The sequence below is a fragment of the Megasphaera vaginalis (ex Bordigoni et al. 2020) genome (assembly GCF_900240295.1).
Lineage (GTDB): Bacteria > Bacillota > Negativicutes > Veillonellales > Megasphaeraceae > Megasphaera > Megasphaera vaginalis.
This window is the reverse complement of sequence record NZ_OEQB01000003.1, coordinates 101,498-116,499: the sequence shown is the minus strand read 5'-3', so window position 1 is coordinate 116,499 and position 15,002 is coordinate 101,498. Positions and strand designations below refer to the sequence as shown.

Annotated in this window: 12 protein-coding genes; 11 read left to right on the top strand and 1 reads right to left on the bottom strand. The window is 52.3% G+C overall.

Annotated elements, in window-relative coordinates:
- Positions 1-10 precede the first annotated feature (10 nt).
- From smc to C0977_RS04765, 8 genes are all read left to right on the top strand, one after another.
- Complete coding sequence (smc, locus tag C0977_RS04800) at positions 11-3,565, top strand: chromosome segregation protein SMC (protein ID WP_101912625.1); 3,555 nt, start codon at positions 11-13, stop codon at positions 3,563-3,565.
- A 2-nt stretch (positions 3,566-3,567) separates the two neighbouring features.
- Complete coding sequence (gene ftsY, locus C0977_RS04795; protein ID WP_023052928.1) at positions 3,568-4,512, top strand: signal recognition particle-docking protein FtsY; 945 nt, start codon at positions 3,568-3,570, stop codon at positions 4,510-4,512.
- 209 nt (positions 4,513-4,721) lie between these two features.
- Positions 4,722-5,057, top strand: a complete 336-nt coding sequence (locus tag C0977_RS04790; RefSeq protein WP_200814221.1) for a YciI family protein — start codon at positions 4,722-4,724, stop codon at positions 5,055-5,057.
- 343 nt (positions 5,058-5,400) lie between these two features.
- Positions 5,401-6,084, top strand: coding sequence for a dioxygenase (locus C0977_RS04785; protein ID WP_200814220.1), 684 nt, complete (start codon positions 5,401-5,403; stop codon positions 6,082-6,084).
- Between the two features lie 303 nt (positions 6,085-6,387).
- Positions 6,388-6,858, top strand: a complete 471-nt coding sequence (locus C0977_RS04780) for a YhcH/YjgK/YiaL family protein (protein ID WP_101912624.1) — start codon at positions 6,388-6,390, stop codon at positions 6,856-6,858.
- A gap of 186 nt (positions 6,859-7,044) precedes the next feature.
- Complete coding sequence (locus tag C0977_RS04775) at positions 7,045-7,434, top strand: TetR/AcrR family transcriptional regulator (protein WP_234987573.1); 390 nt, start codon at positions 7,045-7,047, stop codon at positions 7,432-7,434.
- A gap of 189 nt (positions 7,435-7,623) precedes the next feature.
- Positions 7,624-8,778 (top strand): efflux RND transporter periplasmic adaptor subunit, encoded by a 1,155-nt coding sequence (locus C0977_RS04770; RefSeq protein ID WP_101912623.1) that lies wholly within the window; start codon positions 7,624-7,626, stop codon positions 8,776-8,778.
- Between the two features lie 11 nt (positions 8,779-8,789).
- Complete coding sequence (locus C0977_RS04765; RefSeq protein ID WP_101912622.1) at positions 8,790-11,939, top strand: efflux RND transporter permease subunit; 3,150 nt, start codon at positions 8,790-8,792, stop codon at positions 11,937-11,939.
- A gap of 70 nt (positions 11,940-12,009) precedes the next feature.
- Here C0977_RS04765 and nadE read toward each other — a convergent pair whose 3' ends face one another.
- Positions 12,010-13,908 (bottom strand): NAD(+) synthase, encoded by a 1,899-nt coding sequence (gene nadE / locus C0977_RS04760; RefSeq protein WP_101912621.1) that lies wholly within the window; start codon positions 13,906-13,908, stop codon positions 12,010-12,012.
- A gap of 158 nt (positions 13,909-14,066) precedes the next feature.
- Here nadE and tatA point away from each other — a divergent pair, with 158 nt between their 5' ends.
- The 3 genes from tatA to C0977_RS04745 are packed head-to-tail and all read left to right on the top strand — an operon-like array spanning position 14,067 to position 15,001.
- The gene (tatA, locus tag C0977_RS04755; RefSeq protein ID WP_101912620.1) at positions 14,067-14,252 is read left to right on the top strand and encodes a twin-arginine translocase TatA/TatE family subunit; all 186 of its coding nucleotides are present in this window, start codon (positions 14,067-14,069) and stop codon (positions 14,250-14,252) included.
- On the top strand, positions 14,233-14,793 hold the full coding sequence (locus tag C0977_RS04750; protein ID WP_101912619.1) for a methylated-DNA--[protein]-cysteine S-methyltransferase: 561 nt from the start codon (positions 14,233-14,235) through the stop codon (positions 14,791-14,793). Before tatA ends, C0977_RS04750 begins: the two co-directional genes overlap by 20 nt.
- A complete protein-coding gene (locus C0977_RS04745; RefSeq protein WP_101912618.1) occupies positions 14,759-15,001 on the top strand; it encodes a hypothetical protein in 243 nt (80 codons plus the stop codon). Before C0977_RS04750 ends, C0977_RS04745 begins: the two co-directional genes overlap by 35 nt.
- Position 15,002: the final 1 nt, after the last annotated feature.

The following is a 15,002-nucleotide window of genomic DNA, read 5'->3' as shown; positions in this document are numbered from 1 at the left end:
GGAGTGGACGTTGCAATTATTACGAATGGAACTGCGGGGATTTAAGTCCTTCGCCGATAAAACGGTATTGACTTTTGATAAAGGCATTACGGCCATTGTCGGGCCTAACGGCAGCGGCAAAAGCAATATTTCCGATGCCGTACGTTGGGTTATGGGAGAACAGAATATTCGGCAGCTGCGAGGTCAAAAATCGGAAGATATCATTTTTTCGGGAACGGAAAAGCGCAAACCGCACGGTGTTGCCGAAGTATCCCTTTATTTTGACAACAGCGATCATGCGCTGGATATTGATTTTACGGAAGTCGCCGTTACAAGACGTTATTTTCGCTCCGGAGACAGTGAATTTTATATCAATAAGCGGCCGTGCAGACTGAAGGATATTCATCATCTTTTTGCCGATACCGGAATCGGACAGGATTCAATGGCGGTTATCGGGCAGAATCGCGTGGATCGTATCTTGAACAGCAAGCCTGAAGAACGGCGGATTATTTTTGAAGAAGTAGCCGGCATCAGTCGCTTTAAGGGGCGTAAAGAAGAAGGGCTGCGCAAGATAAGTGAAACAGAGCGTAATTTGGAACGTATTCACGATATGATGACGATTCTTGAAGAGCGGCTGGAACCGATGCGGCAAGCGTCCGACAAGCTGCAGCGTTTTCGTCATCTTGACGGCGAAAGGCAGGCTTATGAAGGGACGCTGGTTCTACAGGAACTGCGTAACTACGAGCGTCTCCTGAGTAAAGCTGAAAATAATCGCAATATGGCACTTCAGGAACGGGAAGCGGCGGCGAAGGGCGTAGCCTGCAGCGAAGGAGAACGGCAGCGGCTGATGGCCGCCATGGAGAGCGAAAGCGTGGCGATGCGCCGTCTTGATGAAGCTGCCGCAGCCGCTCGGAATGAGTGGGAAAGTTTGAAGAGCCGGGCCGAAGCCTTTGAACAACGACGGCAATCTCTGACGGAAAATGCAAAAGACCTGGCTGCAGAAGGTGTCGTCGCGACAGAAAAAAGAAAGAAAGCTGAGGTACGGCAGCAGGAGCTTGCCGGAGAATTGGAAAGCAAGAAAAAGGCGCTTACCGCCGCCAGGCAGGGACAGCATTTGGCTGCGTCGCTGCTGGGGGAGGCCGAGAGGGGCGCCCGGCAGGCCGCCGCCGATTTGGATAAGGCCGTTGCCGCTGCTGCGTCACGACAGCAAAAGCTGTTCATGATTCAGCGTGATATAGCCGATTTGCAACGGCGTTTGGAAGAAAACGCGGCGACCGTCGGGCAGCTTAAAGCCGACCGGCAGGAGCAGGAAGCGTTGTTGCAGCAGGCCCGTCAGGGACATACTGCTGCCGCGTCCGCGCTGATCGAAAGTGAAAAGCTCGCCGTACGTTGCCGCGAGACCATGGCCGAGGCCGCAACGGTACGGCAACAAGCAGTTGCTGCCGTTGAAGACGCAATCCGCAAAGAACGGCAACGGCATAATGAGGCGGAACGATTGCAGCAGCGCATTCGTGTTTTAGCCGGAATGGAAGAAGCCCATGAAGGAGCGGGGCAGGCCGCGCAGGCGGTCTTGGCGGCTAACCAGCCGTGGCGCAATCATGTATGCGGCATTGTCGGGGAGCTCTGCGCGATACCGGCGGCGTATGCCGTCGCCGTCGATGTCGCTCTTGGCGGGGCGGCGCGCCATGTTATCGTCGAACATGAAGAAGCCGCCCGTGCGGCGATCCGGTATTTGAAACAGCAGCACGGCGGCAGGACGACGTTTTTGCCGCTCAATACGGTCAAGTCGAGGAAGCGGACGGCCGAAGAGACCGCCGCTGCCGAAGAAAAGGGAATCGCCGGTTTTGCCGATGCATTAATCCGGTATGATGGTAAATATGCCGGTGTTTTTTCTTCTCTTTTGGGAAAGACGTTGATTGCCGATTCGGCGGATACCGGCTCGGCCGTCGCCCGGAAATACGGGTACAGGTTGAGGATCGTCTGCCTTGATGGCACGCAGTTCCATGTCGGTGGATCGCTGACCGGCGGCAGCAATCAGAAGCGGGAGGGGTCGCTGATCGGCAGGCGGGTTCTTCTGCACGAACTGCGCAGTCAGTATGACCGTTGTGAAGAGGAACTGCTTCAATTGCGTCATAAGGCCGCCGTTTGTCAGCGGGAAGAGACGGCTGCGTCGGCTGCTGTCGCGGCGCAGGAAAAAACGCTTCGTCAGCGTGAACAAGATTTGCAGCAGGTTCGCTGGCAGGCTGAGACGACACGGCGAGAGGCGGACAGGTTGTCGGTCTCCTTGCAGGAAGCAATTCGGAAGCTGGAGGCACTGACAGAACTTCGTTCCGATATTCAAGCCGAACTGGTCGCAGCCAATGAAACGTTGACGCGCTGGCAGAACGAACCGGAAGAAGGAAACGAGGCGTTGCGTGAAATGCATGCGGCCGCCTTGGCCGAAGCGGAACGTTGTCGGGAAACGGTGACAGAACGTCAGGTAGCGGTTGCGGCATTGCAGGAACAAGTCCGCCATGCGGAGATACAACTGGCTCAGAATGGAGACTGGCTGCAACAGCTGATGGAGGAAACCGAAGGAAACGTCAAAAGACGGCAAGATCTTGCCGCTAAAGAAGAGGAACTGACGCGGCTTTATGGCGAAGTTCAGGCCCATCTGCAGAAGAAGGAAGAGGAGCTGATGCAGAAGGAACGGGATAAGGACGCATTTTACCGATCGAAAGAAGATAATTTCCGCAAGAACAAGGAATTGGAAGAAGCGCTGCAGCAGCTGCGGGATGCATTGGAACACTGGGATCACCGCATTAACGGGCAGAATATACTGATAGAAAAGTACGGCGGAGAAATACGTCGCAGTGAAGAGCGTCTGGCGCTGCAAGGATTATCCCGGGCAGAGGCGATGGAAAAACGACGTGAAGGATCTTTGCAAGAACTTCAGCGGACACTGCGCGATTTGCAGCAATCAATTGCTGCCTTGGGGCAGATCAATCCGAATGCAGACAGAGAATATGAAAGTGCCGCTGAAAAGCATGCCTTTTATCAGCGACAATGCGACGATTTGCTGGAAGCGCGCCGCAAACTGACAGCCGTGGTGGCCGAGATCGACAAGGCAATGGCTGAACAGTTCAGCGCTGCTTTCAAGGAAATTAGCTGTCATTTCCAGAATGTCTTCAGCCGTCTTTTCGGCGGCGGTGAAGCAAAGATACTGTTAACGGACAGTCATCAAGTGTTAACGGCGGGAATTGAATTTATGATTCAGCCGCCGGGGAAGAAACAGCAGCCGCTGACGCTGCTTTCCGGCGGCGAACGGGCGTTGACCGTCATTGCGTTGCTGCTGGCTTTTTTGGCTTATCATCCGGCGCCGTTCTGTCTGGTCGATGAAGTAGATGCCGCTTTGGATGAGGCGAATGTCGAACGCATGGCGCGGTATTTGAAAAATTACAGCGGCAATACGCAGTTTATCGTCATTACTCACAGACGGCAGACGATGGAAGCGGCGAATACATTGCAGGGCGTGACGATGGAAGAAAAAGGGATATCCCGCCTTCTGACGGTTGAAGTGGATACGTTACTGGAGAAAGGAAGATGATCATGGGATTTTTTTCTAAATTGCGGCAAGGGCTGGAAAAAACGAAGCATTCATTAATCAGCAATATCGAAACAGTCGTTCGCGGCTATGCCAAAATAGACGAGGAAATGTACGATGATTTGGAAGCCGTCATGCTTACCGGTGATATCGGCGTAGAAACGACGGAATATTTACTCGGAAAAATACGCGAAGGCGTCAGGAGCAAGGAGATCAGGGACGGTAAAGATGTCGTGCCCTATTTGGAAAAGGCCATCGTCGCCTTGTTGGCGGAAAATGAAGCGCCCCTTCCCGACACGACGGGAACGACGAATGTTATTTTCATCGTCGGAGTCAACGGCGTCGGCAAAACGACGACGATCGGCAAGTTGGCGTCCTACTACATGCAGCAAGGAAAATCCGTCATGGTTGCTGCCGGCGATACCTTTCGCGCCGCTGCTTCGGAGCAGTTGACAATCTGGGCGCAGCGTGCCGGCGTGCCGATCATCAAGCACCAGGAGGGAGCCGATGCGGCTGCCGTCGTTTTCGATGCGACCGCTTCGGCCAAGGCCAGGAAGATCGACGTCCTGCTCGTCGATACGGCAGGGCGGCTGCATACCAAGTCGAATTTGATGGAAGAATTGCGAAAAATGGCGCGCGTTGCCAGTAAGAACATTGACGGTGCGCCCCAGGAAACGCTGTTGGTACTTGATGCGACGACGGGGCAGAACGCGGTCAGCCAAGCGAAGCTTTTCGGTGACGTCGTTCCGTTGACCGGCGTCGTCTTGACGAAGCTTGACGGTACGGCCAAAGGCGGCGTGATTTTGTCGGTAAAGCGGGAATTGGGCGTACCTGTCCGCTGGATCGGTGTCGGCGAGGGTGTTGATGATCTCCGTCCCTTTGATCCCGTGCAATTTGCCGACGCCTTATTTGATAAAAATATAGCGGAACGGGAGGCTGCCGGCGATTAATCTTCCGCTCCGCAGGCCGAAGCCGAACCGGCTCACGGATATACAGGCGATCTCTCCGCCATGAGAGATCGTTTTTTATATAGTTTTCAAGTGCAGCTAAAACGGGATAACCAAAAAGCGGGGAAGTGATTGACTATTGTTGCCGGGGGCCGTAAAATTTTACTCAGGACGACGCCGAATGAAGTATCCGTATAAGGGGACAAATTCGCATGATGAACAAGTATGTGGAGCCGTTGGAGGAAAGGGGAGATGATCCAGTGTATATTGCAGATCTGAACTATGTCAAACCGTTGGCAGAGGTGGAAAGATATTTACCGGAACATCGGGCTTTTTTGGAAAAATATTACCGTGCAGGCAAGTTTATTTGCTCCGGGAGGAAGAACCCGAGAACAGGCGGCATAATTCTGTTTAATGCCATTGATGAAAAGGAAATGAAGGCGATCATTTTAGAAGACCCGTTTCATGTGCACGGCATTGCAGCATATACGGTTACCGAATTTTATCCGACTAATTGTGCGAAGGATTTTGAACGCTTTACGGTATAGGCAAAGGAGCCGGCGGCGGAGAACGCAAAAGGCAGCGAGGGAACGGTGTAATCAGGAAAGCGCGGGACAGTTATCGGGTTCGTTACCGGCTGCGGGCCGATAAGGCCTCCTTTTGGGCAGAAGCGGGTAAAACGGCGCGCGTGTCCACCCTTTTTGGTGTTTGCCTGTCGTAGCAGCGCCGGCCGTGGAGACTGAAGGACAGCCCTACGTTTTGACCGGCAGAATGATGAATAGAGGGGGAATAGATGATGAATAAAGACATGATGCCCGTTATTTTTTTCGGTCACGGGTCACCGCTGAATGCGATTGATGAGAACAGTAAAGCCAGGGCGACGTGGGGGAAATGAGCCGGATCCTTGAAAAACCGCGATGCATTGTCGCTATATCGGCGCACTGGTATACGCAGGGCCTTTATGTGCGGACAGCCGACAACAATCCGAAGATCGATGATATGTACGGCTTTCCGGAAGCCTTGTACCGGCTGCGTTATGCGGCGCCGGCCTGTCCGGAGGAAGCGGCAAAAGTGCTGCGCCTTTTGGAACCGGCCGGCCGCGCCGGCAATGATTGGGGTCTTGATCACGGCGTATGGTCCGTTCTGGCCAATGTTTATCCGCAAGCTGACGTACCCGTCGTCATGGTCAGCGTCGACGGTTCGGCCGACAGTTCCGCTCAATTTGAAGTGGGCAGAAGGTTGGCGCCGCTGCGTCGGGAAGGGGTGCTGATTATGGGCAGCGGTAATGTCGTGCATAACCTGATGATGACGGATTGGGATATGACAGGAGGGTATACGTGGGCGGAGACTTTTAACGATCAGATCAAACAGGCCGTTTTGCAACACGATTACACTGCCGTTATCAATTACAAAAAGCTGGATCAGCAACACTTGGCCGTACCGACTCCGGATCATTTTAATCCCCTTCTGACTGTTCTGGGAGCCCTGGACGGCAATGAAAACGTGACGGTGTTCAACGATTATTGTGAGCTCGGATCAATGGCGATGACTTCGTATCTGTTCGGCGTCATATAAATAGAAAAGCTTTTCGGCAGCGATTTGACAAGGCGCTTTTTGGAAAATACGGCTATCATCGGTCTTCTGTTTGATCAAGCAAACGGAAAAGCCGCGGATATTCATGCCGGTTATCCTATAGACTTCGGTTCACTTGCTTCCCGGTTTTCATGAATCGGTTTGCCGGAGGCGCCGCGACATTGCAACCGGTAGATGCCGGTGCCGCCCATGCCGGCGGGAAAGCGGGTTTCTGGAAATTTAATGCTACAGTATAGCCGCTGCGGTATCCGTTGGATAAAGCCGGCATGAGAAGGAGAGGGTATCATGTATATCGGAAATCTGGCGCAATGGCAGGAAGAATGCAGGACATTGCCGTCATTCATCGTTCCTTGGATCACGTATTTGGCAGGGCAAGATCTCCTGGCGCTGCCTGTAGGCCGCCATGAATTGCCTGACGGCAATTATCTGAATATTGACGAGGCGGAAACGGCTCCGGCAGTGCGGCGAAAGATGGAAGCCCATTGCCGCTATGTCGATATCCAGTTGCTGTTGGAGGGTACGGAAAACATCGGGTATCAGCCGATCAGCGATGCCGGGCCCGTTACGGAGGAGCGCAGCGGTGCCGACGCCCGGTTTTACGAACCGCCTGTTGCCGATGATCTGGTCATTTCCATGGTCCCGAAGAAAACGATTGCCGTCTTTTTCCCGACAGACGGGCATCGTTGCCTTTGCAGTCCTGTCGGGACCGGTGCGACGGTTCGCAAGGCCATTTTGAAAGTTCGTTTACCCGAATGAATCGATTTGTCCTCGTTTATGGGAATGGGGCGGTCCGGCTGCGTCAAGTGACGAACGCAGAAGATGAAGAGGTGTTAGAGTCAGGCCGCGCTATTGACTTATAGGCGTATCCATATTAAACTAAAAGATGGTACTGAGTTTTCTTTTTCAGTTTCGCTCGGCACAAGGATAACGTTAGGTGGCATTATGGCGAAAGATATCAGCAAGGATATTTTGCAGGCAGCTTTGCATGAGATAAGTAAATACGGCGCCGATTTCCATATGGACGATTTGGCAAAAAATCTCCACATCAGTAAACGGACTTTATATGAGCATTTTTCATCAAAACAGGAAATCGTTCGTGCCGCTTTTATATCGGTGCAAGATGAACTGTATGAACAGCATCTGCAAATTCTTGAGAACCCGAATATCTCGGCCGAAGAGAAATTGATCGGTTATTTTCAGGTCAAATCGCCTCGGGTGGCGGTAATGACTGTCCGTGAAATGAACGCCTTGCTGGCTAAAATGCCGGATGTCCGCTCCGAACTGCTTGCCCGTTCCCGGCGGGATTGGCAGCTGCTGCAGCGTTTTTTTTGAAGTGGCGCAGGAGAGCGACGCGTTCCGTCATTTTCATACGCCGTTACTGATGCACATGCTGCAAGGAGCTGTAAATGACATTTTAGATCATCTCCATGCGACAGAAAGAGATTACTCGTATCCCGAATATATGGAAGAATGCATCCGCATCATTTTATATGGGATCAAGAGACAGGGGGCAAATGACAAATGATACAGAAGCATAGGATTGTAACGGCAGGCGTGGCGGCATTCACCGTGGCGGCTCTTTTGGCCGGCTGCGGCGCTACCAAGGGAGTGCAGCAGCAGGCAGTAGCCGTCAATACGTATAAAGTAGCTGCCGAAGATACACCGGTGAAGGCCGAGTACAGCGGCATTGTGGCGGCGACGGACAAGGTGCCGGTACAGCCGAAAATATCGGGGCGTGTTGTCGAAAAGTTCGTACAAGGCGGTCAGGATGTCAGCCAGGGGCAGCCGCTTTTCCGTCTGGACAGCCGTACGTATGACGCCGCTTTGGCGGCAGCTAAGGCAAGTCAGGCACAGGCGGCTGCCAACCTGGCTAATCAGGAACTGAATCTCAGACGGTATCAGACGCTGGCTTCGCAGGATGCTGTTTCGGCGCAGACCGTAACAGACCAGGAGGCGGCTACTAATCAGCAGGCCGCAGCCGTGGAAGCACAGGCGGCACAAGTTCAGGCGGCGCAGGATAATGTCGACGACACGATTGTTTATGCGCCTTTTTCCGGTAAATTGAATGTTGACGATGTTCCCGTCGGAACTTTTGCGACTGCCGGCTCGACGGCATTGGTGACCATTTCGACGACGAATCCCGTCTTTGTGGAATTTACGATCAGCGAAGCCGAATATTTGGATATGGTAAAAAAAATGCCGTCCGCGTCGGGAAGCTGGGGCGATCATTTGAAGCTCCGTCTCAGCGACGGCTCCGTTTATGCCTATGAAGGCCATGTGACGCAAGTCAATCACGGGATGGACGGCAATTCCGGTTCTATTGTCGTGAAGGCCGTCTTTGATAATCCGGAAAATCTGCTTTTACCGGGAATGTATGCTACTGTTATTTCCGATACGCAGGTGCAGCAGAAAGCTATTTCCGTGCCACAGCGCGCTGTGCAGCAAACGCTGGGCAAATACTTCGTTTCCGTTATTAATGAAAACGGAGAAGCCCAGAACAAGGAAGTGAAAGTAGGCGCGCAGGTCGGTAAGTTCTGGATCGTCACCTCCGGGCTTTCGGACGGCGACCTGATCATTGTCGACGGGTTCCAGAAGGCGAACGGGGCAACGTTGGAGCAGCATTTGCTGACAAAGGCGGATATCGTAAACGGAACGACGGACAGTCAGTCTAAATAGGGGGCAAAAAAGTGTTATCTAAATTGTTTATCAACAGGCCGATCTTCGCCATCGTCATTTCCTTGATGATCTCCGTTATCGGACTTTTGGCGATGTTTACGCTGCCTATTGCAAAATATCCGAAGGTTACGCCGCCGCAGGTGCGGATATCGGCGTCCTATGTCGGAGCGAATGCGGAGGTTGTCGGCACGACGGTTGCCAGTGTCATTGAACGGCAGATGACAGGCGTCGATAATCTGGTCAGCATGGAAAGCAGCAGTAATGACAGCGGCGTCTATTCCATGACGGCACAGTTTGAAACCGGCTCAAATGACGATATGGACACGGTTAACACCCAGAACCGCGTCAGCCAGATTTCTTCGACGTTGCCGTCTGAAGTAACGGCGACGGGGGTAACGGTGCAAAAGTCATCAAGTTCTATGGCCATGGTTTTTTCGCTGATCTCGCCTAACGGGACCTATGATCAGACGTTTATGAAGAACTATGCGACACAGTACTTTATGGACGAAATGAAATCTGTTTCGGGCATCGGCAGTGTACAGGAATTCGGCGCCGATTATGCCATGCGTATCTGGATGGATCCGTTAAAGATGAGAGTCCTGAAAGTGACGCCGACAGATGTTATCAGCGCCATTAAAAGTCAAAATACGCAGGCCGCCGTCGGTACTATCGGCGCGCGTCCGTACGTGTCCGATCAGAATTTCCAATATACGCTGCGTGCAGACGGCCGCCTGGAAAGTGCCGACGAATTCAAGAAAGTCATTATTCGCACCAATTCCGACGGCAGTATGGTCCGTGTCGGCGATGTTGCCGATGTTGAACTGGGCTCAAAGAGTTACGACGTTTTCGGCAGCTATAAAGGGAATCCGAGTGCGACCTTTATGGTCAGCTTGACGTCTGACGCCAATGCCATGCAAAGTGTCAGCGGTGTCCGCGCCGTACTGGAAAAGGCTAAAAAGTCTTTTCCGACGGATATGGATTATCTCGTGGTGTATGACAGTACGCAATTTGTTCGAGCTTCCATTGAAGAAGTTATTCAAACTTTTGTCGAAGCGCTGCTCTTGGTTGCGCTTATCGTATACCTGTTTCTCCAAAGCGGCAGATCGACGCTGATTCCGCTGATTGCCGTTCCCGTATCGCTGTTGGGTACCTTTGCGGCGTTCAAGGCGCTTGAGTTTTCGATTAACACCTTGACCTTATTTGCCATGGTGCTGTCCATCGGACTACTTGTCGATGACGCCATCGTCGTTATTGAAGCCGTGGAATATGAGATCAAATACAACAAGAAGACGCCGAAAGAGGCGACGCTGATCGCGATGGAAAATGTGCAAAATCCGGTTATCGGCGTTGCCTGCGTTCTTTCAGCCGTTTTCATTCCCGTATCTTTCCTGAGCGGTATGAGCGGTGTCCTATATAAGCAGTTCGCCTTGACGATAGCCGTTTCCGTCATGATCTCCGCTTTTATCGCGTTGACCTTGACACCCGCTCTTTGTGCGACCGTTCTTCGCGTTCATAAACCGACGGAAAATGCGAAAGGCCTTTTCCGATTCTTTCAGATCTTTAATGAAAAATTTGACAGCCTGGTCAACTGGTACGGTATCCGTTTGGCCCATTTGCAGCTCCATTTGAAAGGATGCATCGCCTTCCTGGTTGTCATCAGTGTGATTACGGCAGGACTTTTTACCGTTATTCCGACGAGCTTCGTGCCTTCTGAAGATAACGGGTTCGCTATGGTAAATACGACGCTCCCGGAAGGAACGACGCAGGCTGAGACGGAAAAGACGATGAATCAGATCGGCGCCTGGCTGCAGCAACAACCGGGGGTCAAGGACGTTATGCAGGTTGTCGGGTTCAGTCTGCTGGCGGGCAGTACTAAGACGAACGGCGGCGTTACCTTTATTACGCTCGATGACTGGTCGCAGCGTTCCGGCGCGGCTCTTTCCGTCGATACGCTGGTCGGCAAGATTATGGGTTTCGGCAACCGGTTGCCGCAGGCTACGGTTGTTGCCATGAATCCGCCGCCGATTGACGGCATGGGGACTTCCTCCGGATTTACGATACAGATCGAGAATCGTGGCGGTCATTCGACGAATGAATTGATGGACGTGACGAAAAAATTTATCGGCGCTGCCCGCAAACGGCCGGAAATCGGTTCCGTTTATACGGCTTTTACTAATGATACGCCGGGCTATCAGCTTGATATTGACCGCGACAAAGCGGCTCACGAAAAGGTGTCGCTAAGTGATTTGTATACAATACTGCAAACGTATTACGGATCTTACCAGATCAATGATTTTACGATTTTCGGGAGAAACTTCAAGGTCATGGTACAGGCGAAGCCGGAGTATCGGCAAAACCTGAATGACAACCGTTATTTGTACGTACGCAATTCCGATAATCAGCTGATTTCCGTCGACAATTTCGTGCAGCCGAAGCTGATCGGGTCCGCGTCGATTATTACGCGTTTCAATGATTATCCGTCCATCAAGGTGCAAGGCTCGCCGGCAACGGGATACAGCTCCGGCGATGCGCTGACCGCGTTGGCGGAAGTCGCCAAAGATACTTTAGGCGAAGGCTATGCGTACGAATGGTCCGGTATGAGCCGTGAAGAAATTGAAGCGGGAAATAAGACTATCTACGTCTTTGTCCTGGCCTTGCTCTTCGTATTTCTGGTGTTGGCGGCGCTATACGAAAGCTGGAAAGTACCCTTTGCCGTACTCTTCAGCGTGCCTACGGGCTTGTTCGGCGCGACGCTGTTCACGTATTTGCTGAACCAGCAGAATAACATTTACTTCCAGATCGGTATGCTTGCCGTCATCGGTTTGGCGGCGAAGAATGCAATACTGATTGTCGAATACGCGAAAGTGCGGGTCGACGAACGCGGTATGGATGTCGTTTCGGCAGCTATCGAAGCGGCGAAGATACGGCTTCGTCCGATTATTATGACTTCCTTGGCTTTTGTTGTCGGTTGTGTTCCGTTGGCTCTTGCCACCGGAGCCGGCGCAGCCTCGCGAACGACAATGGGGGTTACCGTCGTTTTCGGGACGTCGATGGCGACTGTTTTGGGACTGTTTTTGATACCGATGCTGTTCATTATTGTTGAACAGGTCGGCCGCCGATCGAAGAGAAAAGAAACGGCAACTGGCCGCTTCCGCGAATAAGCCGGCAGTTGTATAAGAAAAGGACGCACAGCTTTTGCTGTGTGTCCTTTTTTGTCGAAAGCGTGTGTGGTTACTGTCGGAGCAGTTTTTCTTTCAGCGCCAGATATGCTGTCGAATAGTACGGCTTTACCTGCGATTCGCGCAAATCGTTGCCGAAGGAGCGGCGGCTGACGGCGAGAAGTGGCGGCGCCTGGATCCGTTTGGCGACGGCAAAGCCGGCAATCAGATTCCACCATTTTTCCAGATCGGCAATAAAAGAAGCGGCAGTGGGGAAAATAGCAGCAACCTTAAGCGGGCAGCCGATATGGTCTTCCAATGTTCCGGCAGCATACCATTCCAGAATAGACTGCGGTGTAGCCCGCTGCCAGCGTTCGATAAAGGCTGCGAAGAGATAATCGTGGTAGGGATAAATCAACGGGTCGCCTTGTCCCTTGTCAATATTCTGGTTGGCAGACAGTTCGGCGCTGGGAATGATATCGATGCTGCCTTGCGGAACCACTTCACGTCTGAAGACGGCTTGATTCAGATAGCGCGCCAAGTCGTATACCTGGTGCTTCCACAAATCGGCTGTGGCCGCGAGAAAACCGGCGCTGTCACCGTAAAGTGTAGCGTAGCCGACGGCAGATTCCGCTTTGTTGGCATTGCAGGTGAAAACGCCGCCGAAGGCCGCAGCAGCAGCCGCAAGAATACGACTGGAGCGGTCGCGAGCCTGTATGTTTTCTTCGATGAAACTTGTCAGTTCCAGATGGCCCCGTTTTTTACCGCTTTGGTACAGAGCCGCTTCGGCAAATTGTTGCCGTGACAATTCCAGGCTTTCCTGAACGGGGATAACCGTGTAAAGACAGCCTATGTTATCAGCCAATTCTTTAGCCAGTCCCTTGGTTGTCGCCGAATTATAACAGCTCGGCATATTAATCAGCAAGATGTTTTCAGGCGGCAGGACGGAAGCGTATAAAGCGGCGTTGACAGCGGAATCGATACCGCCGGAGACGCCGATGACGACTTTTTTCAGACCGAGATCGCGAAGAAAGGAAGACAAGGCAAAGTGTAAACTGTCGTACAATTCAGCTGTTTCGCCTTTTGGCGGCGCCGTTTTGGCGGCAGACGCGAATCGGCTCGTCGCCTTGTCAAACTGCACGACAGCCAACTCCTCCGTAAAGCTGTCGCACTGGTAATGAAGACTGCCATCGCCGTTGTAGGCTCCGGAGGAGCCGTCAAAGGTATAAATATTTTTCCCGTTGTTTTGAATGCCCGTACAATTGACGTAGACTGCAGGACGGTGAAGGCTGCCGATGGCATTGCCGAAAAGGCGATGGCGACGGTCCGTTTTGCCTAAGGTGAAGGGCGAATTGGAAATATTGACAAATAAATCAATATCATACATTTCGCCCAAGTAAGCCATCGGCTTGAACGGGTAATTTTCATCCCAACTGGCTTCGCAAATGAGCGGACCGATGCAGAGTGTACCCTTGTCGCCGAAAGAAAGCTGTACAGGCGAAAGGAAGTCTTCCGGGAAAGCATGACGCTCCTGGGCTACTTCCATCAGCGAAGTGAAATATCGGATATCGCTGAATTCACGATAATTCGGCAAGAGCGTCTTGATATAAAAAGGATATGGCGAGCGGCCGGGAGAAATCAATTTTCCGTCTCTGGCAATGAACATCGCATTGTATTTACGCAGGCGTCCGTCAAGATTGACGCGTCCTTCCTCTTTGGCGACGTTGCCGAAAATAAGCGTGATTCCTTCGGATAATGACTGGATTTCTTTACCGAAAGCGACACATTCGTCGATGAAGTCGGGTTGGTCCCAAATGTCACCGATAAAATAGCCGGGAATAGACAACTCGGGAAAAATCAATATATCGCAGTTTGCCGCTTTCGCCTTACCGATGTCCGCTTTCATACGTGCCGTGTTGGCGCGCGGGTCTGCGGCTTTAATATCAAATTGTGAAAGGCCGATTGTAAACATGGGCAGGACTCCTCGCATGAGATTTGTTATGCTATTATACTATCACAAATAATCGGGGAAGCATAGAAAAGAGACGATAAGGAAGGACGGGAATACTTGACGTTGACCGGTCTTGCAGGTGTATACTAACGGTAAATCAATAGTGAAGGAGGGATACGATGCATTTGGGATTACAGGAATTGGTCGTTATTTTAGTCATTGTCCTGGTACTCTTCGGCGGCAAGAAGGTCAGCGGCTTAGGTAAGGCGTTGGGAACAAGCCTGCGGGAATTTAAGGAAGAAGTACATAAAGATGAACAAGGTGAAAAGAAGGAAGGGGTCAACGATGAAGACAAAAAAAACTGATGCTTTTTCCCACGTCGGTTCGATTTATTCTTCGCCCTTGGGAGATATACGGCTCGTTGCCGATGCCGAGGCCTTAACGGGACTTTGGTTTATCGGGCAGAAATACGAAGGCGGCACCGTTGATCTGGAAGCGGTCCGTTATGAAAGCAACGCTGTTTTATTGCAGGCAAGGCGTTGGCTGGACGCTTATTTTGCCGGAGAGAACCCGTCTTTGGACGGGTTGCCGCTGCATTTGCAGGGAAGTCTGTTCAGAAAAACCGTATGGAAGCTGCTTTGTTCGATTCCTTACGGGGAAGTGCGTACGTATCAGTCGTTGGCGTTGACGGCGGCGAAGTTGTTGGGGAAAGAACGGATGGCGGCGCAGGCCGTCGGCAATGCAATCGGTCATAATCCGATTTCCATTATCATACCGTGTCATCGCGTTGTCGGGACGACAGGGTTTCTGACCGGCTACGCCGGCGGCCTGGAAAAGAAAAAATGGCTTCTTGCCCATGAAGGTGTCACTATTGACGGAAGCGATAAAATTCGGTTGCAGCGTTGAACTGCTGTTCCGTAACACACGGCTCCGCCCGGAAGATGATCTTGTCTTCCCGGGCGGGGCCGTGTTTGGCAGAAGGGACGGTGTTGATAGAGCGTACAGGACGCGGTTTCTGCGGCATAATTCGGCTACGCCGTATTCCGACAGGGCCGGGCTTGCCGGCGGCGCCGCTTTATGCCGGGAGCGTCGCAGGTTGTGCAGCTTGGCGTGAC